This window comes from Bacteroidia bacterium, assembly GCA_037045145.1.
In the GTDB taxonomy this organism is placed as follows: Bacteria; Bacteroidota; Bacteroidia; order AKYH767-A; family OLB10; genus OLB10.
Genome location: JBAOIA010000011.1, coordinates 1,077,581 through 1,097,733, shown reverse-complemented (window position 1 = coordinate 1,097,733; position 20,153 = coordinate 1,077,581). Strand labels below are relative to the sequence as shown.

The following is a 20,153-nucleotide window of genomic DNA, read 5'->3' as shown; positions in this document are numbered from 1 at the left end:
AGGATTTATTGTTTAATTCCCGTACCATGACAAACTTTACAATTTGCCCATGCTGCCGGCTTAACTACTTCTGACACTGTGTAGGTAACAAAATTTCTAGGCCCTAAACCATTACTGATATCTTTAACAATAGAGCGGTTACGTTTAACCTCCGGCTGTAGAATTTTTCCTTTACCTTTACAGATAGGACAAGGGATTTTGGCAATGGTTGGCTCAGAAACTTTAGGTTCTTCTTTTTTCTCCTCAGGAATCTTTGTCACATTCTTATTTTCTTCAGGCTCAGGTTTTACGTTCTCCTTGTCTATTACTTTCGATTCTCCCACTGCCCTTCCGTTTTCGTACATGGTAACTGTTTCTTCACCCGTCTCATCAATATATGTTCCTTCGCCATTAAATACATTATTTAAAAAAGTTCCTTTGTAACGATCGCCTGTGGCATAAGCATACACACCACTTCCACTGTACAATCCATCTCTGAATTCACCGGTATAGACATCGCCATTTGAATAATAACAGGTACCTTGTCCATTAAATAAATCATTTCTGAACTGGCCTATATAAGTACTGCCATCGGCAAATATGAAAATACCCGAACCATTGTAAACGTCATTAATAAAATCACCACTATAGCGACTACTGTCATTATAATAATAAGTGCCCTTTCCTGCTTTTTTTGAGTTAACAAAATCACCTTCATACCAATCGCCATTTGCATATCTCCAGGTTCCTTTACCCTGCACCATGTCATCTACAAACTGTCCTGTGTAGGTACTTCCATCGTTGAATGTAAAAGTTCCACTTCCATGCTTGCTGCCTTCAAAAAAATCGCCAATATATTGGTTGCCGCTGTTGTAAATATAAATGCCACGACCATGAAATTGATCATTTACAAAATCACCTGTATAGCTGTTTCCATTTCTGTAACTGTAGTTACCTTTCCCATTCAACCTACCTTGTGTAAAATCTCCTTCATAACGATTTCCGTTTCTGTAATTCATTACACCTTTACCATCCGGGCTACCATTTTTAAAAGCACCTTCATAACGATTACCATTCTTATACAGGTAAACGCCTGTGCCATTTACGCAGTCTCCACTTTGACAGCCTACAATATTGGTTGCACGATTTAATGTGTCTGACTGTGAAAAAACAGCCAATGGCATTAAAACGAACAATATATTATATAACAGATTTCTTAATATCTCCATTACTTTGTTTTAAATCAGGTGGTGTAATCAGCGGCAAAGAAATTGTAAAAACTGTTCCAACACCCTGTTCTGACTCAAATTTTAATTTTCCTCCATGTTGTTTTTCAATAATGTCGAAACTTACTGACAAACCAAGCCCTGTACCTTTACCTGTTGGTTTTGATGTAAAAAACGGATTATAAATTTTATCCTTGATGGCATCAGGTATTCCTGTGCCATTATCAGTAATTGCAATTTCAAGAAACTGTCCGGCAACATGAGTTGTAACACTTACCTGAGGTTTATATTTTATTTCCTGCTTATTGGCATTTGATTTTACAGTACGCTCATGAACTGCATAAAATGCATTATTAATAAGATTGATAATTACCCTTCGCAACTCCTGAGGTAAAACTTTAATTGCTGGGGCTGTTACATCAAAATCTTTTTCAATGTGACAATAAAAATCTGCCTCTGTGGATTTCTTGCCATGAAAAGCCAATGCCAAAGATTCATCAACAAGAATATTAATATCTGATAGCTCTTTTTCGGCTGTTTTACTTCGGCTGTGCAACAACATACCTTTAACAATAGAGGAAACTCTTCCACCATGATGATTGATACGTTTGAGATTCGATTTCAACTCATCAAGTAAAGCTTCATCTTTGTTTTTTATATAATCATCAATCATGTCCATGCTTAAAGTAGAAAAGTTGTTTACAAAATTCAGTGGGTTTTGAATTTCGTGGGCAATGCCTGCCGTCAGCTGACCTAAAGATGCCATCTTCTCGGATTGCACCAACTGCTCCTGTGTTTGCTTTAGTTGTTCATGCGCCTGTCGCAACTCCTGATGTGCCTGCCTGAGTTGTTCTAAAGATTTTCTTTTAAGTCTATAGCGGTTTATCAAAAATATGATTCCCAAAACAATCAATCCCGAAATACCTAAAAGTATATTTCTAAACTCTTTTTGTTTGCTGATTTGCAATTCTTTTTTTGCAAGTTCGGCTTCTTGTTTTATTTTTTCTCCTGCAATTTTATCCAACTCCAGCTCCTTCAGTTTTTTTTGCGCTTCGGCAAGAGTTAACTCTTCTAAAGCTTTCTCCTTATTCTGACGTTCAATGTCAAGGGTAGTTAATTGTTGACTAAGCTCATACTCCTGCCTCGAAACTATATTGTTTTCGTTACTGGCCGATTGACTTAATAAAAACAGAATTTTTTCTTTTTCTGCCTGCAATGCTGCTGTTTCTTTCACAACTGTTTCGCTGGCTTTTAGCTGCCTATATAACTCATGATAACGGTCGGCTTTTGTAAAATCATTATTAAAACTGCTTATAGTGACAATTTTAAGATATGTGTCTTTTAACAATTTTTGTAAAAGAACGTTATCTCGAAACTCCAAACTTTGTTTGAAATAAGTTACAGCCTTCAAATAATCATCATGTTTGAGATAACATAATCCCAAATTTCGAGTAGCCAATGCCTGAAATGTTTTATTATTTAACTTGGTGGCATACTTTAATTGTTGCAGATAATTAACTGATGCACTACTAAATCGTTTGGCAACAAGATCAATGTCTCCCATACGTTCAAACAGATAATATTGTTGAAGCAAAAAGTTTTTGTCTGAAAAATAATGCCATGCACTACCGAGTAATGTCTTTGCCGAAACCGTATCAGCATGTTGAAGAAAAATCAAACCTGCCATTGCCTGTACGTAGGCCTTTATTTGTGCTGAGTTGGTTAAATCTTTTTCAAGCAATTCATTATAAATAGTGAATGCCTGCTCGTGACGGCCTGCAACATCAAGTGCAAATGCATACTGTGCCATAGCTGATGCTGCATCCTTATGCTGCGGCTTATGATTAACTGCTATTTGCAAAAATTTCAAAGCCTGAATAAAATCACCATTGAGCAGATTATAGTATCCGGCATTATTGGCGAATTGGAAAATTTCCAATTGTCGTTTGTTCATCATTGCATCGTCTAACAATTTTTCGGCAGACTTTAATGCAACCGGGTCAGCAGTTACAGTTACAAAAAATGGTCTTGAAAAAACAGGTAAATCTTTTCGGTCAAATACAGAATAAAATTGTTTTGCATCACCTTTAACAAGAGCGCAAACGAGACAAAAAATAAAAATTAAAACTTGCTTCTTCATCACCGCAACGAATGCCAAATGTATTCAATTTTTATCAATTGACATTACCCTTTACATTCTTATTGCCTAAGCTTAAGTCCAAACCGGAATGAATAAAAAGGACTGGCCTTGCCATCATAACTACAAACAAAATCTGCCCGTATTGCCCCGAGTTTTTCTAATCCAACAGTTAATTCATAATGGCTTTTTAATTCAGCAACCTTCAGGAAGTGAAAACCTACAACTTCATTCAATTTCAACTTTCGGATCAACGGAATTTTGTTGGTGATAAAACGATTTAGATTGTATTCTGCATGAATAGCTAAAGCATTTCTTGTGGTCGAATATTTATAATAATCCAAATACGCAAAATCTTCAGCTCTGAAATCAGAAACGATTGTTTTATTGCCTGCAAAATGAAAAAAGTCGGGAAAAGCAATAGCCTTTTGATTGACAAAACGATAAAACCTGCAATTGTAAACTAAATAACCCAACATACCGAAATCTATCTGATGATTGAATCCTGTTTCAAATGAAAGATAATCTGTCTTACTGCTCATTACATTACTGAATGCTTTATTGACCTGCACAAAAAACAAAGGCCACCCTGATTCTTCTCTTACTTTTCCATCCGGCCTTGTAATGTACTTCGTAAATGGCGAGTAGGTTAATGTGAGCTGTGTGTTAAAATAATGGTGAGGAGTAAATAGTTTTATATCGTAGTCCGGACTTAATGGGTTATTGGAAGTATAGGTTCTGTTTTTAAAATTCTTCCAGGTATAATTTGAAGTGTTTGACAAAACGTTTCTCCGACCATATTCAATTTCTCCAGTAGCATTAAACCCATTAAACCATTCTCTTCCATAAGCAATTTTTAAAAATTGTTTCTCATAAATTTTTAAATAATTACGTTCTGCCCATAGTGTATAAAGCATGTTAACTAAAGGTTTAACAGGATTTGTGTTGTTTAGTTCATTAACAGCAGTGCCACCTTCAACAGAAATTGTATTATCGCTAAAGCGGTTGAATAAATATTTAAAACCTGCATTTGCATTCCAATGCGTATTACTAAATCCATATCGTGTATTGGTAAAAACTGTCAGGCGTTTTCGGTTAGGTAATCGTTTAATAAACTCTGTGTTTAATGCAACATTCCAGCCTTCAACAGTATTAAACGAAAATGTATTTGCAATGGGTTTAATGGTATAAGTCATTTCTCGGTAACTATGTCGGTAAGAATATCCGGCAAGCAAAAAATTAAAAACCGAAAATCTATTATTAATTCTATCCATACTGTCTTTATACTGTTTACTTTCTCGTATTGTAGCCAAACTATCTTTCTTGAAATAGTCTGATGTTTCATCCTTCGTAAGCGGTATTGGCCTAATACTATCCCAGTATGCAGAATCTTTCTTGTTGGCATCAGGACTGATTTTCAGAATTTCAGCAGAAAATGTTTTAGCTGGAAAAACAGGATTTATTTTAAAGTCAGAAAAGTAACCTACATAATTACCGCCTCCCTGAAAGCCAAGAATCCTGAAACTAAAATCGAATAAATTAGTCACAGGCAGCCAAACATTATTTTCAACAGGAACAAACGACTGCTTTATGCTGAGAGTGTCTAAAAACTCAATGCCTGCATCGCGAGTAAGAAAAAGATCAACAAACTGAAATCGCCATAAATCATCAACTATATATACAACACCCCTGAACACAGGGTCGTTTTGTCTTCTTGGAATTACCTCAATTTTATGAATAAGCCTGTCGTTCTCTACAACCGAGCCAAGTAGTTTATAGCGGTAATAAAAGAAAGCATCATTGGCAACTGGTGACACAAATCCTTTGGAAGAGATACCTTCTGACATGACTCGGTTTTCATAAAAATTAAATTGCATATCGGAAGCTTTGTTGTAGCTAAAGGCTTTATTGTTGCCACTAAAACGAGATGAAATCATTTCCTCTCTTATTCTTCCCGGTTTTTCATAGCTGTATTTTGAAACCGATTCACTTAAATAAAATATGCCTGTTGTTGAATCAACCATACCTCCGAAATCAACAACCTTACCAAGAAATTTTTCAGGGTACTTATTTAATTTTTGCACTCCTTTTATATATACATTGCATGTATAGGCATCAACTTCATTCAGATAACTTTTTCTTTTAGCAATAGCTTTTCTGATGTATTCATAGGCAGGGTCTTCTTTATTGTTGGTAACGGCTACCTCTTTTAGCGCGTAAAGCTCCTCTGTAAGTTCAATCTCAATTTGTTGTTTACCTGCACCAACTTCAATTTGCTTACTGAATTGCTTATAGCCCAGATTCTGACAATATAGTGTGTATTTGCCAGGAGTTAATTCCATTTCAAATATACCATCACTGCTGCTGGTGGTCCCTACAAAACCGGGTTTCACATATACATTGGCATAAGCTACAGGCTTGTGATTTTTATCTTTTACGACACCGGATACAATACCCTGAGAAAAAACAGTTGAAACAGAAATATTAACAAACAGAAACAAGTAAAATAATTTACGCATCACAACAATAAATAAAAAATTTACGGAGGCTAATGTAAAAATTTAAAACTTGGTTTCAGGCCGCTTCCTGAACCTTAATCTTTTGTGTCCGGAAAAATGACCTAAGCATGTGTTTCATAATAGCCATAAAACGAATTCTGCGGAAAGGAAAACGCCAATCAACAATTAACGCCTTTGAAAGAAAATAAAAACCGTCCTTGTTTTTGCCTTCAAGCATGAGATGTAATGCAATAAAAGAAAAACATTCACACTGAATCTGATTAAATTGTTTACCTATATACTGCATAAAATGTTGGTCAGCTTGCAGATGATCTAACAGAAACATGTTTCTGTTAATCATCTTTATAATGTCGTGTGAAGCCATACTACGCTGTTCATGGTCAATTACTACACTGGTAATTTCAGGCACATAATGTATTTTGAAACGCGAGGACAAGGAAAGCCATAAAGCATAATCTTCAGTACCTGAAAGAAGGCGACTCTCACAAAAGGGGAATTTTGCTGCAATATCTTTTCTGATAATTACAGAATTACAACTTAAAACATTTCCTTTTTTGATTAGCATTTCACCAATATTATCGGAATGTGCTTTGAGAGCATCCAACTCCTGTCCATCAATTGTTTGATAAACGTAGTTCAGGTGAAAAATTTCAGGGTTGTCCAACTTTTTAATATAATGCAGCGCAGTAGAAATATGATTATCATAGGCTAAATCATCTGAATCAAAAAAATTAACATACCTACCTTTGGCAATTGATGCTCCATAATTGCGTGCAAACCCGCGCTCGCTATTAACTATTCTATGATATGTTACTTTTGGATGCTTATAAGAAGTAAAATATTCCTCTGTTTTATCGGTACTGCCATCATCAACAATCAGAAGTTCAAAATCATCTGACTGTTGATTCAGAAATGATTCAATTGTTTTTACAACAAAATTCAACCTGTTATAGGTCGGGATGACTACAGAAATGGAAACCATAAGAAAAAGTAATGCAAAATTACAGCAAGCCTTCTGAATTCAAGCATTTCTTAAAAAAAATTATCAGATAAATGTTAACCTATTAAAAATTAAAGCAAACAGATTTTACCTATTTTTGAAACCATTAAGATATGAACCATAGACCAACAGAATTTACAGAGAGAAAAAAGGGAGCTATTGAAGTCATTTGCGGCAGTATGTTTAGTGGCAAAACTGAGGAGTTGATTCGCAGGCTGAAACGTGCACGTATTGCCAAACTTAAGGTTGAAATATTTAAACCTTCTGTTGATCAACGCTATCATGAAAGCAACATTGTTTCACACGATTCCAACTATATTCCTTCATCGCCTGTTCAGTCATCCTCTCAAATACTTTTGCTCACAAACGATGTTGATGTTGTTGGCATTGACGAAGCCCAATTTTTTGATATGGAACTGCCTAATGTTTGTCTTAAACTGGCGCATCAGGGAATCAGGGTAATTATTGCAGGTTTGGATATGGACTTTAAAGGTGAACCTTTTGGACCTATTCCAAAACTTATGGCAATAGCAGACTTTGTTACAAAGGTACATGCCATCTGCATGGATTGTGGTGACCTTGCCTTATTTTCATACCGTACTATTTCTAATGATTCCCTCATTGTTTTAGGTGAAAAAGAAAGTTACATTCCGCTGTGCAGAACTTGTTATCATAAAAGGTAGTTGTTACTAATCTGATGCCTTTTCAAAACTTAATTTTGTAAGCTATTCAATATTAAATTATGTACACCATTACAGAGGCTGCATCCATTTTAAATGGAAAGATGGTTTTGAATGTAAACGATTGTCAGACTTTCCGCTATCTGCTAACAGACAGCCGTCAAAGTGGTGTAGCCGGTGAATCTTTATTTTTTGCTATTAAAGGCGACCGTCATGATGGTCATTTATTTATTAATGACCTTATCAGAAAAGGCGTAAAAAACTTTGTTGTAAGCGATACACCTGTTTCACAAAATAAAGAAGCCAACTTTATTGTGGTGGAAAACACGCTTGATGCGTTACAAAAACTTGCTTCATTTCATCGGAAAAAATTTAACCTGAAAACAATAGGAATAACAGGCAGCAATGGCAAAACTATTATCAAAGAATGGCTTTGTCAATTATTGCAATCTGATTTCAACATTGTTCGAAGTCCGAAAAGTTTTAATTCACAAACAGGAGTTCCCTTATCTGTTTGGCAAATTAATAATGAGCATAATCTGGGAATTTTTGAAGCCGGAATTTCAACATCAGGCGAGATGCAGAGGCTAGAAAAAATTATTCAGCCTGAAATAGGAATTTTCAGTAATGTAGGTGAGGCCCACAGCGAAAACTTTTCTACACTTGATGTTAAAATACAAGAAAAATTACTGCTATTCAAACATTGTAAAACCCTGATATATTGTAAAGACTATTCAGGAATACATAATGCTGTAATGCAATCGAGGTATCTCGAAAACGGGCTCCAATGTTTTACATGGTCTCGAAGAATAAAATCCGATTTACAGATTGGCAGAATAGAAAAACAAAACAACAGCAGTACCATTCAGGGAATCTTTCAGCAGAAGTTTATCAGGATAGAAATACCTTTTACTGATGATGCTTCTATTGAAAACGCTATTCATTGCTGGGCTATGCTGCTTTTTTTGGAAATAGAGCAAGAAATAATTGCTGAAAGAATGCTTTTGTTAAGTCCTGTTGCCATGCGATTAGAGATGAAACAAGGGATCAACAATTGCTCCATCATTAATGACAGTTATAATTCCGATTTAGGGTCGCTGCAGATTGCCTTAGATTTTCTAAATCGTTTTCAACAGAATAATAATACAGGACTAACTAATTCAGGTTTACGTAAGACTGTTATACTTTCAGACATTCTTCAAAGCGGACGTAATGAAGATCAACTGTATGGAGAAGTGGCAGAAATGATTCACTCAAAAAAAGTTGACAGACTTATTGGCATAGGACCGGCAATTTCGCGACATGCAGAAATATTTAAAACAGAAAAAGTTTTTTTTGCTTCAACAGAGAAATTTATAGAACAGTATTCTCCCGGTTTATTTGTAAATGAAATCATATTATTAAAAGGTGCCAGGGTTTATGGATTTGAACAGATTTCAAGATTGTTACAACAAAAGGGTCATGAAACTGTTTTGGAAATAAATCTGACTTCAATGATTCATAACTACAACTTCTACAAAGCAAAGCTCAAACCGGAGACTAAAATCATGTGTATGGTTAAAGCATTTGCTTACGGTAGTGGCAGTTACGAAGTTGCTAATACACTACAATTTCACAGAGTGAACTATCTGGCAGTTGCCTATGCAGATGAGGGCATTGAACTTAGAAAAAATGGAATAACTGTTCCTATTATGGTGATGAATCCACAGGAGCAGTCTTTCGATAAAATGATTGAATATCATCTGGAACCGGAGATTTATAGTTTTAGAATTATGAGTAAGTTTAGTGAATCTGTAAAGCGAATCCGAGTTTACAATCAAAATCCATTCCCCATACATCTAAAAATGGATACAGGCATGCACAGGCTTGGTTTTGAAGCAGACGATCTGAATGAACTTGTAGTTCGTTTAAAAAACAGCAAACATCTTAAGGTAGAATCTATTTTTACACATCTTGCCGGAACAGATGAAGCAGCACTCGACTCTTTTACACTGGAACAGTTTCAGCGATTCAAAAACATGTCTGATGCTATAAAAAAACATCTTCAGCACAATGTGTTGGAACACGTTCTGAATTCATCAGGCATCAGTCGTTTTCCTGAAATGCAGTTAAGTATGGTTCGCCTGGGCATAGGTCTTCATGGCATAGGAACACCATCTGAGCAACGTCAATTATTAAATGTTGCCTCATTGAAATCAACCATTTCACAGATAAGAAATGTAAAAAAAGGTGAAAGTGTTGGCTATAACAGAAAGGCTATATTGGAAAGTGACAAAGTGATAGCAACAATAGGCATTGGTTATGCCGATGGAATAAACCGGAAAATGGGCAATGGGAAGGTTAGTTTTTTAGTTAATGGGAAATTTGCGCCAACTGTTGGCAATATCTGCATGGACATGTGTATGCTTGACATCACAAATTGTCAGGCACGTGAAGGCGATGAAGTGATTATTTTTGGTAACGGTTTGTCCGTTGCCGAACTTGCTGCAAAAACAGATACAATTCCTTACGAAATTTTATCAGTGATTTCACAACGCGTAAAACGAATATATTTTCAGGAATAGTTATCCTTGTGACAATTCTATCACTGTAATTTCAGGGAGGATACCTACCCTGCCCGGATAACCAAGAAAGCCAAGTCCGCGATTTACATACAAATGCTGACCATTTACATCATCATACAAGTCTGCCCATTCTTTATAAACATATTGAACAGGACTCCATTTTATTTTTAGTGCAGGTATCTCTACGCCAAACTGAAAACCATGTGTATGCCCTGCTAATGTCAAATCAATCTGTGGAAATTTTTTGGTCACTTCCCCATGCCAATGTGAAGGATCGTGAGTAAGTAAAATATTAACAGGAGCAAAATCCATTCCCTCAACTGCTTTGGGCAGATTACCATATTTTGGGAAACGCATATGTGTACTCCAGTTCTGCACTCCAATCAAACCCAACTTGGCATCACCCTCCGAAATAAATGTATGTTCATCAAGCATCAGTTTCCACCCAATTTCCTTATGGATATTTTTTAACTGTTCTAAATTTTCAACTTTAGCTTCCCGGCTTGGCCATTGCACATAGTCACCATAATCGTGGTTTCCAAGAATAGAAAAAACACCATGTTTTGCCTCAATCTTTGACAATGTATTTATAAATGGTACAGCTTCATCAGAGCGGTCATTCACCAAGTCACCGGTAAAAAATATCACATCACCTTTCAATGAGTTAATCATTGAAACAGCTTTTTCAATATGCTTTGTGTCGAAAAAACTACCTGTATGAATATCAGAAATCTGAATAATCTTAAAGCCTTCAAATGCTGAAGGTAATTTTGGGAACTTGATTTTCCTTCGTTTTACCTGATAATTATACTTGCCATCGCCCATTCCATATAACAATGAAATAAATGGAATTGATGAGATGACAAATGCCATTCGCATCAAAAACTGTGACCTTGTTACTACAATCTTTTCTTCCGTATTTACAACCTGAGGAGAATCATAAAATCGTTGATACAAACCCGAGAACCCCCATCTGACTAATCTTGTCAAATCATCAATCAACAGAAACAAAACAATAAAGAGTTTTGTTACTACAATTATCATAACAGCAGCAAAAAGATAAACTCTTACTGCCTTAGGCCACGTATGCCAATCAATAATCAGCCCTGTAATAAACACTGAAAATGTAAACAACGTAAACGACCAGTAAATACCGGAAACCAATCTTGACATGGATGGAGTCAAATCCTTAATCAATACCTTTATACCCTGAAAAACATAAAGGTCTATCAGAAAAACAATTAACAAAAATATTAATACTCTTCGCAACATAAAACCGCACAAATGTAAGTGAAACAACTTATCAATATCACGCTAATATTTAAACTTTTTTATACATAAAAAACCATGAAAGATACTGTTCGACCAACTAACAAGCTTATCCATGAAGACAGTCTGTATCTACAACAACATGCTCACAATCCTGTTCACTGGCTACCCTGGTCAGTTGAAGCATTTGAAAAAGCGAAGACTGAAAATAAGTTAATCATAATCAGTATTGGCTATTCAAGTTGCCATTGGTGCCATGTGATGGAGAAAGAAAGTTTTGAAAACACTACAATTGCCGAAGTGATGAATGAAAATTTTGTCTGTATTAAAGTTGATCGTGAAGAAAGACCAGATATTGATGCAGTGTACATGACTGCCGTGCAACTGATGAAAGGACAAGGTGGCTGGCCGTTAAATTGTATTACCTTGCCAGATGGCAGGGCAATTTATGGCGGCACCTACTTCAATCCGCAACAATGGCTTCAGGTGTTGGAACAACTGTCAATGATGTATCAAAAAGATAAATCAAAATTTCTGGAATATGCTTCTTCCTTACAGGAGGGCATGATGCAATTAGAAAAATTTGAAACTATAAATCCCAAACCGGATTTTGACATTTTAAAAAATGCTATTGCTAAATGGTCTGCTTTATTTGACAAAACACATGGGGGCCTTCAACGTTCACCAAAATTTGCAATGCCTGTTAACTTGAATTTCTTAATGCAATATGGTCATGTTTTTAATGATACTGAAGTTAAAAAACACGTTAGACTAACTTTAAGTAAAATGTATAATGGAGGTATTTTTGATCAGATTGAAGGTGGATTTGCACGCTATTCTACTGATAATCGTTGGGAAGTTCCGCACTTTGAAAAAATGCTGTATGACAATGCCCAACTTATTATTGTTTATGCCGAAGCATACAAAGCATATAATGATCTTACATTTAAAAATGCCGCTAAAGAAACCATAAACTTCCTTAAAGAAAAAATGTATGACAACAGTGGATATTATTATTCAGCAATAGATGCTGACAGTGATGGTGAAGAAGGAAAATTCTATTTCTGGACAAAGGCTGAAATCAGAGCAATAATAAATCAACTGAATTTAGAAAATATAACAAAAGATACTGCTTTTGATTTTGCATGTCGTTATTTTTCAATTTCTGAATCAAAAATGGAAAACGATGAGATCGTTCTGCAATGCAACAAAGACATATTCAATGATTATAATCTTCGAATGTTGGAGCCAAGTCAGCTGCAAAAATTTATTGATGCGATAAAGTCAGCAATGAAAATAGCAAGAGATAAACGAATCCATCCTGTTTGCGACAAAAAACTTATCACTTCATGGAATGCCTTAATGATATCGGCATTAGCTGATGCAGCTTTATATCTTAATGATAAAGAATATGAGTTGCAGGCATTAGCAACATTCAGCTATTTGGAACAAAATCTGTTTCAGGAAAAAGGGTACCTGCTTCGTAGCTCTGGAACAAAACAAACCAGCAACCTGCACTTAGAAGATTATGCCCTTCTTATTCAAGCATGCATTAAGTTATTTGAATGTACATGGGACTTTCAATGGATTGAAAAAGCTCAATCGTTAACTACTTATGCTATCCAATATTTTAGTCATGATGATAATATTTTATTTTATGACTACACTTCAAATGACTCCGTCCTAAAGTTCAGAAAAACAGAGTTGCAGGATAATGTTATTCCTTGTGCAAATTCAGTAATGGCGAACAATCTATTCTTACTTTCAAAATACCTCAACAATGAAGACTATTTGTTGCGTTCAAAAAAAATGCTCGAAAAGGTGATTGAACAAATTCCTGATTATGGTTTTGGTTATGCAAATTGGGCCTTACTTTTACAAAGGACAAATCAACCATTCTACGAAGTTGCTTTTGGCGGAAGTAATGCAATTAGGAATAAAAATAAACTTAATGAGCATTATCTGCCAATGAAAGTCACTGCACCTGTAATTTTAAAAAATAAAATTGAATTTACTGCCGATAAAAATGAAACTGATGACCTTATTTATGTATGCAGAAACCATTCGTGCTTACTTCCAACTTCAGATATTATCAAGGTTGCGCAAATAATCACCGGTAAACAATGAAGCCACAAAAGTTCATACTAGGTGTAATCATTAGTATTATATTCTCCGGTTGTCAGATTTTTAAAATCAACAAATTAGACAATCATGAAAATCGGCATGGGTGTTGGGAGCATTATTGGAATGATGAGGGTGACGTACAACGTAAAGGGAAATACAAGCATGGCTTAGAAGTAAAAAAATGGAAATATTACGATTCAAACGGTAATCTGATAAAACAAGAAAAATATAGTAAAAAGAGAGATGTCATAGATATAAAAACATATTATGACAACAAAAAAATCAAGTCAAACGGAAAAGCATTTCTTATCAATGAAAATGATAGCATACTGCATTTTTACTGGCAAGGACCCTGGAACTACTACTCAACTACAGGTGTGTTAGAAAAAACAGAATGGTATGAAAAAGGGAAAATAAAAAAGGCTGTTACATATCCATAACAGCCTAAAAAACTCTAAATATATGTCATGAAATTACAAGCTCCATTTTGTAATGTGGAATATTGGCTTCATAAAATAGCTCACTCACAACTTTAAATCCTGCCTTTTCATAAAACCTAACCGTAGTAGTTTGTGCATGTAAATAAACTTTTTTGCCAATTGGCTTCACATCGTTTAATAATCTGTTTACCAACATTCGGCCTAAGCCTGAGTTTCTATGCTCCTTTAGCACACTGAATCTTTCTAGCTTAATTCCTTCATTGGTATGACGCCACCTGGCAGTACCTGCCGGAATGTTTTTAACATAAGCCAAATAATGTTGGCTTTCATGCTCAAACGTATCGAACTCAATCATTGGGTCTATATGTTGTTCAATAACAAATACCCTTCGTCTGATTTCATGAATGAGTTCTGCAATATGCTTCTCCGAATAATTAATTGGAAACACATCCATTGCAGCATTAGGTTGCGAGAGATTTTCAAAAGTAGTTGCGGTCATTTTTAATATTTCTTCGGCCATAAAATTAAAAATTAATTTTTAAATATTTTTTTAATTATATTATTAAAGGAACCCCTGATGCTTAACATATAAATACCTGTATTAAGTTGCGGACAATCTATTTCAATTTCTTGTATGTTGTTGCTTATGTTTTGCACTTTTCGTGCCACTGTTTGTCCATTTTCATTAAATAGAAAAATCTCTATTCTGTCACTGTAAGAAGATTGAATTTTTATAACCGTTTTGTGTTCACTGAAAGTATAGTACAGCATTTTAATAGGTTCCGAATCGCAGCCTTTTACTGCAATGGTCTTCAGCTCATTTCTTTTTCCATCAGAGTCAATTTGTGCCAATCTGTAATAAGTAACCTCCGCATAAGGTGCTGCATCTTTGAATTCATAATTCATCAGTGTATTGGTTGTTCCTGCTCCTTTAATGGATGTAAGATTTTCCCAATTTTTTCCATCGCTGCTTCGCTCTAAAATAAAGATATCGTTATTGAGCTGAGTTGCAACAGACCAGTTTAATACTATACTCTGATTCTGACAATTGGCACTAAAACCTAATATTTCAACGGGTAATGGACTTGACAGGCTGCTAAGTGTCCACCAAGTACTTATGCCTGAAATTCCGTTAACATCTGTTTCGTTAGGTGCAGGGTTAGATTGCACACCCATAAATGACTCCCATGCATCGTTACCAATCCATCGTTGAGCACGTGGTGTAGCTATTGACCCTTTTTCAACAGGTGCATAAGTGAATTTCAAATTGGCAATAGGATTTCCCACAGCTCTGACATACCAATAGCGATCAATTGTCTGTAAACTATTATCAGCACCTGAAATGGAACGAACATGTGTTACACCCGGAGGAAATGGTGTATTATCAGGCAGACTTCTGTATGTTGCCAAAGAAACCCAATCACATCCGCTGGTACATTGATATTTGAATGGGATATAAGTTGCACTGTTATAACCAAAAGGAATTTCATAATTTACACTCTGTTGTGGTGAAAGATGCACTCTGGCACTAACATCAATGGTTTCACTTCTGATGTAGCCTGAAGCATGAACAATTTGACTGCCATTTTCCAATACAACTGACAATCCATTTGTATTGGCAATATGATCTGTATTAAGATTCAACTCACCGGAGGTAAGCATTAATGCTGAGCGAACAAAAACAACACTGTCGGCTTCCGGCTTTACGAAGTTAATATTGTTTACTCCGTTAAAGTTAATTTGCAGTTTACCATATTTATTTGAAATGGCATTGGCTATACCATTTGGAATGCCTGTGATATTCTGATTTTGAGTTCCATTATATTCAATAGTACTTTGAGTATCGAGCCAAAAATTCATTCTGTTATTACCTGCAATAAAGGCATTGATTGTTGATGCAGCTGATGTTGAATACAAGCCCATAGGGTTCATTGTTTTGATTTTACCTGTTGCACCAACTGAAAGTTGTGAATAGTAATTACCCTGTTGACGAGCCATTACCCTTTGTAATCCCATGTCAAGCACACCATCTATTGTAAGCACATTGTTCACCGCTGCTGATGAAGAAGCATGTGAAGCAATCAACAAAGGTTGTAAAGATGATTTCACATCAAACGTTGTTGAATATCCTACAATCATTTTTACTTGTTGTATATCATGCGTTGATGTTGAACGTTGAAATGATGAAGTTCCGGTTTTATTAAATAAAATTTTTCCAAATACATTATTTGTTGTCAGATGGTTGGCATGAGTAATAATTCCGTTACCTGAAAACAATACACTATCAGAATTTAAGTCTAATACATTTTCACTCATATTAGCAGACCCCTGTGCATTATCGAATCGCAAAACTCCATTACTCTGACTAAAATTTCCTTGCACAAAAACACTATCAGATAGTGATGTATTACCGGTGCTACCATGAAAATTAAAAGTGCCACCTGATTGCAAATACTTCCCACTTACTTGAAGTTTTGCAGCCGCATCCAGATATGTCAAATGCTGTATGCCGCCTGTTAGAATTAAGTTGTTTTGAATATTAAAATCAACATTACCTTGATTTACCGAATAATACAACTGACCACCGGTTTGTGTTAAATTTCCATTTACTGATACTGCAATATTGTGTGGCTTCGACCCTAACGAAGTTGATCCACCAATTGAATTAATACCTCCCTGAATTTCAAAATCACCGTTAATTACAATATTTTCGTCTCCACCGCCAACATTACTTGCAAAAATTGCACTGTTGTTTCCGCTTATTTTAAGATTACCATTTACGGTAAGATTTAGTTCCGGATTATTCAACCATGATGTATTACTAATTAAAATAAATTTATCACTTGAATTTTGAAAATGAATATTTACATCTGATCCTGTAGTTACAGAAATCACTTTCCCATCGGTTATATAACTATCAAAAACCTTGAATGTTCCACCTGAAAAATTAAGGCTGTCAATAAAAACGGAACATGCAGCATAATTGCCGGGAAATGGATGAAACACAACTTCAAAATTTGCATTCGTTTGACTGAGTATTCCGTTTGAGATAAAACTTACCGGGCCTCTATTCCATGAGACATTAAACATGCCTCCGTTTAAATTACAATTACCCTCAATTACAAATTTCACAGAGTCTGTTCCATAGGGATAAAATTGAGAAACCAATTGTGTTGATGACCCACTAACATTTACATTTCCTGCAATATGAGTATTTAGCTTTCCGCTTGTGAATGCCAATCCGACATTTCCACTGGAAACAGAAAAATCCTTCAAAACATTTATTTGTTGCAGCGCAGTATTTGTAAAATTATTACTGAAAACAAATAAACTGCTTGCAGTATACGTAAAATCACCGTTAATATTAAAATTTGTCGAGCCATCAGAGCCTTGTAAATAGCAACTCTCTGTTCCGCTGATAAAAAAATTGTTGGTAGTAAAATCAAGATTTATTGCATTATAATCTGCCAGTCTAAACCAGTTTCCGGAAGTGAGATTACAATATGTATTTCCTGAAACCTGTATAACGCCATTACCATTAACGTATCTGAAAAAATCCACTCTCCCTTTCACAACATTCAGATCTCCTCCAATATTTACTGTTGCACCAAATGAGTGATAGCCGGTTGTACCTTCAACTGCACTAAAATCATGACCGAGATAAACATTACCTGTATTATTCCACACAAGAGTACCATAAGATCTAAACATAAGGGCGGTCATTGCATTACTTTTACTGCTATCAGTAAACGACAATGTATTTAATGTCAAATTTCTATTCGCTCCTTGTGCAAAAATCACAGCACCTGTTTTATATATGCTTACATGATTAAGATTTAAAAGTGTTGACATACCGGTACCATCATCCATCACAACCTGACCGTTCGTAACAGACAAATCACCCTTTATTTTTGATGGCGCAAACAGACCATCCTGTTGCCATACTGCATTGTAGTTTAAGATTAGGTTTCCTACTGTTGAACTGACACCGCTCATAAATGGTTCGGTTGCTGCACTCCAGTTATTTACTTCAATGGTAGCATTGTCGTCAATAATTTCTGTTCCATTAAAAATGGTCAGGGCTGCATTAGAATTATTGTTGTGTACATACCTTGCATTTGCCTCAATGGTGAGGTTACTATTAACAGTTACCGGTAAATTAGCAGTAAGCTTTGCTCCGGATTTTATGATTAACGAAGCTAAAGCAGGAGTCACAACATCAACATTGATCTGATGATAAATAATAACATTATCAGTACATAACGGTATTTTGCCCCCTTGCCATGTTGATGGATTGCTCCACGAACCATTTGCAGCAGAAGTTACAGTCTGACCTGTGCCGGCACTCGACAAAGTGCCATGATTAATACCTGCACCTGCTGCATCGCCTGAAATTGTGGCAGTGCCACCCCCAGGGGATTTACGCAGTATATTTCCGGAGGCATTACTTGCAGTTGCACGGGCATAAATATTTGAAATTATCAGCTCGTCAGCTTTTGGGATTCCACTGACAGAAATAGTTACTGTTATAGTTGTTAATGTCACTGAAATGGTTGCTGCGGAAATATTTCTTGACGCCAAAAAAGAAATATTTCCTGATCCGGGCTGAAACATAAATCCGGTAGGTGCGCTAAGGATTAATGTTTTATTGGATTGAATTGAAAAATCGCTATTGGCACCTTCAGTAATAACAATATCACCTATGGGTAGAAAAGCCCCTGGCGTGACATTAAGGCAATTTCCACTTGTTGCTGGCGAAACGGTTACTGCGGCATTAACATTGATGTTTATAAAAAGCAACATCATGATTAAATAACTAATTCGGAACATAACTGTAGTTTTATCCCGTTTTCTACGCTAAAATTTAGAAAATGTTCCGAAAAAACACTGTAAAAACTACTCTGAAAATCTCTGTATTAATGTAACTTTTCTCTTTTAAGCAAATAAGCTAACAAAACCTGATGATAACCATCATGGATATCGGCCTGAACAAAATCAATTTTATACTGTGCACATTTATGTACAAGCATGGATTTATATGCTTGCATAGCTTCTATATACTTTTCTCTCACCAGATTACTGTGCACCTTTATCTCTTCTCCGGTTTCAACATCAACAAAGCGGTATGGTCTGTTTTCAAACTGAAAATCAAGTTCATGCTTTTTATCAGTAACATGAAAAAGAATCACTTCATGTTTGTTGTGTTTTAAATGTTGAAGCGATTTAAACAAAGCTTCATTGCTATCCGTGTTTTCAAACATATCACTGAAAATAATGATCAGCGAGCGTTTGTGAATACTCTCTGCTAATTGATGTAATGCATCAGCAGTTGCAGTTTTTCGTTTCACGTCAGCTTTACTTTCTAATAACTTTTCGAGATGCGCAAAAACAAGTTTATGGTGTATAGTGCTTGATTTTACCTGAGTTTGTACATCAACCTGCTCCGAAAAGGTTGTTAAGCCTATGGCATCGCGTTGTTGCTTCATCATGTATAATATTGCAGCAGCGCAATACACAGAAAAGGTGATTTTATTTTGCAGTCCCTTTACTCCTTTCACTTCAGGATAGTGCATGGAGTCAGAGTTATCTATCACAATATGGCAGCGCAGATTGGTTTCCTCTTCAAAACGTTTGACAAAGAGTTTATCTGTTCTTCCAAAAAGTTTCCAGTCAATATGTCTTGTTGACTCACCTGTATTATAAAGTCTGTGCTCGGCAAACTCTACGCTAAATCCATGAAAAGGACTTTTATGCAAGCCGGTAATAAATCCCTCTACCACCTGCTTGGCAAGCAATTCCAGATGAGAAAGGGATTGAACTTCCTGATGATTAACCGGCAAAATACCTAATTTGAAAATTTACACTAACTGTGCATCCAGCTTTTTTGCAAGAATGTTTTTAGGAGCAGCACCAACCTGCTTATCTACAATCTGACCATTCTTAAAAATCAATAGTGTGGGGATATTTCTAACTCCAAATTGCATTGATACATTGGGGTTACTATCCACATCAATTTTACCGATTACTGCTTTTCCTTCGTACTCTTTTGCTAATTCTTCTACAATTGGCCCAACCATGCGGCAAGGTCCGCACCATTCAGCCCAAAAGTCAACCAATACAGGCTTGCTTGATTTCATTACAACTTCTTCAAAGTTGCTGTCTGTAATTTCTATTGCCATAATTATGCTATGTTTTTTATGTGATATTTCAGAACA

At 35.7% G+C, this 20,153-nt stretch carries 13 protein-coding genes; 4 read left to right on the top strand and 9 right to left on the bottom strand.

Annotated elements, in window-relative coordinates:
- Positions 1-5: 5 nt before the first annotated feature.
- From V9G42_05795 to V9G42_05780, 4 genes are read right to left on the bottom strand one after another with little or no spacing between them, the layout of a single operon-like run.
- Positions 6-1,208, bottom strand: coding sequence for a hypothetical protein (locus V9G42_05795; GenBank protein ID MEI2758935.1), 1,203 nt, complete (start codon positions 1,206-1,208; stop codon positions 6-8).
- The gene (locus V9G42_05790) at positions 1,180-3,345 is read right to left on the bottom strand and encodes an ATP-binding protein (GenBank protein MEI2758934.1); all 2,166 of its coding nucleotides are present in this window, start codon (positions 3,343-3,345) and stop codon (positions 1,180-1,182) included. Before V9G42_05790 ends, V9G42_05795 begins: the two co-directional genes overlap by 29 nt.
- A gap of 59 nt (positions 3,346-3,404) precedes the next feature.
- A complete protein-coding gene (locus V9G42_05785; GenBank protein ID MEI2758933.1) occupies positions 3,405-5,861 on the bottom strand; it encodes a DUF5686 and carboxypeptidase regulatory-like domain-containing protein in 2,457 nt (818 codons plus the stop codon).
- Positions 5,862-5,916: 55 nt separating this feature from the next.
- Positions 5,917-6,843, bottom strand: coding sequence for a glycosyltransferase family A protein (locus V9G42_05780; GenBank protein ID MEI2758932.1), 927 nt, complete (start codon positions 6,841-6,843; stop codon positions 5,917-5,919).
- 131 nt (positions 6,844-6,974) lie between these two features.
- Here V9G42_05780 and V9G42_05775 point away from each other — a divergent pair, with 131 nt between their 5' ends.
- Both V9G42_05775 and V9G42_05770 read left to right on the top strand, forming a co-directional pair.
- Positions 6,975-7,544: a thymidine kinase gene (locus tag V9G42_05775; GenBank protein ID MEI2758931.1), complete on the top strand. Its 570-nt coding sequence runs from the start codon at positions 6,975-6,977 to the stop codon at positions 7,542-7,544.
- A 59-nt stretch (positions 7,545-7,603) separates the two neighbouring features.
- On the top strand, positions 7,604-10,105 hold the full coding sequence (locus tag V9G42_05770) for a bifunctional UDP-N-acetylmuramoyl-tripeptide:D-alanyl-D-alanine ligase/alanine racemase (GenBank protein ID MEI2758930.1): 2,502 nt from the start codon (positions 7,604-7,606) through the stop codon (positions 10,103-10,105).
- Here V9G42_05770 and V9G42_05765 read toward each other — a convergent pair whose 3' ends face one another.
- Complete coding sequence (locus tag V9G42_05765; GenBank protein ID MEI2758929.1) at positions 10,106-11,377, bottom strand: metallophosphoesterase; 1,272 nt, start codon at positions 11,375-11,377, stop codon at positions 10,106-10,108.
- Positions 11,378-11,452: 75 nt separating this feature from the next.
- On the opposite strand from V9G42_05765, the gene V9G42_05760 reads away from it, so the two are divergent.
- Together V9G42_05760 and V9G42_05755 are read left to right on the top strand one after the other, a co-directional pair.
- Complete coding sequence (locus V9G42_05760) at positions 11,453-13,501, top strand: thioredoxin domain-containing protein (GenBank protein MEI2758928.1); 2,049 nt, start codon at positions 11,453-11,455, stop codon at positions 13,499-13,501.
- A complete protein-coding gene (locus V9G42_05755; GenBank protein ID MEI2758927.1) occupies positions 13,498-13,938 on the top strand; it encodes a hypothetical protein in 441 nt (146 codons plus the stop codon). Before V9G42_05760 ends, V9G42_05755 begins: the two co-directional genes overlap by 4 nt.
- 25 nt (positions 13,939-13,963) lie before the next feature.
- Here the strand turns inward: V9G42_05755 and V9G42_05750 are convergent, their stop codons facing one another.
- The 4 genes from V9G42_05750 to trxA all read right to left on the bottom strand — a co-directional run bounded on the left by V9G42_05750 (position 13,964) and on the right by trxA (position 20,117).
- Positions 13,964-14,458, bottom strand: a complete 495-nt coding sequence (locus tag V9G42_05750; protein ID MEI2758926.1) for a GNAT family N-acetyltransferase — start codon at positions 14,456-14,458, stop codon at positions 13,964-13,966.
- Between the two features lie 11 nt (positions 14,459-14,469).
- Complete coding sequence (locus V9G42_05745; protein ID MEI2758925.1) at positions 14,470-18,744, bottom strand: T9SS type A sorting domain-containing protein; 4,275 nt, start codon at positions 18,742-18,744, stop codon at positions 14,470-14,472.
- 110 nt (positions 18,745-18,854) lie between these two features.
- Positions 18,855-19,778: a DUF58 domain-containing protein gene (locus V9G42_05740; protein ID MEI2758924.1), complete on the bottom strand. Its 924-nt coding sequence runs from the start codon at positions 19,776-19,778 to the stop codon at positions 18,855-18,857.
- Between the two features lie 18 nt (positions 19,779-19,796).
- Positions 19,797-20,117: a thioredoxin gene (gene trxA / locus V9G42_05735; protein MEI2758923.1), complete on the bottom strand. Its 321-nt coding sequence runs from the start codon at positions 20,115-20,117 to the stop codon at positions 19,797-19,799.
- Positions 20,118-20,153 lie beyond the last annotated feature (36 nt).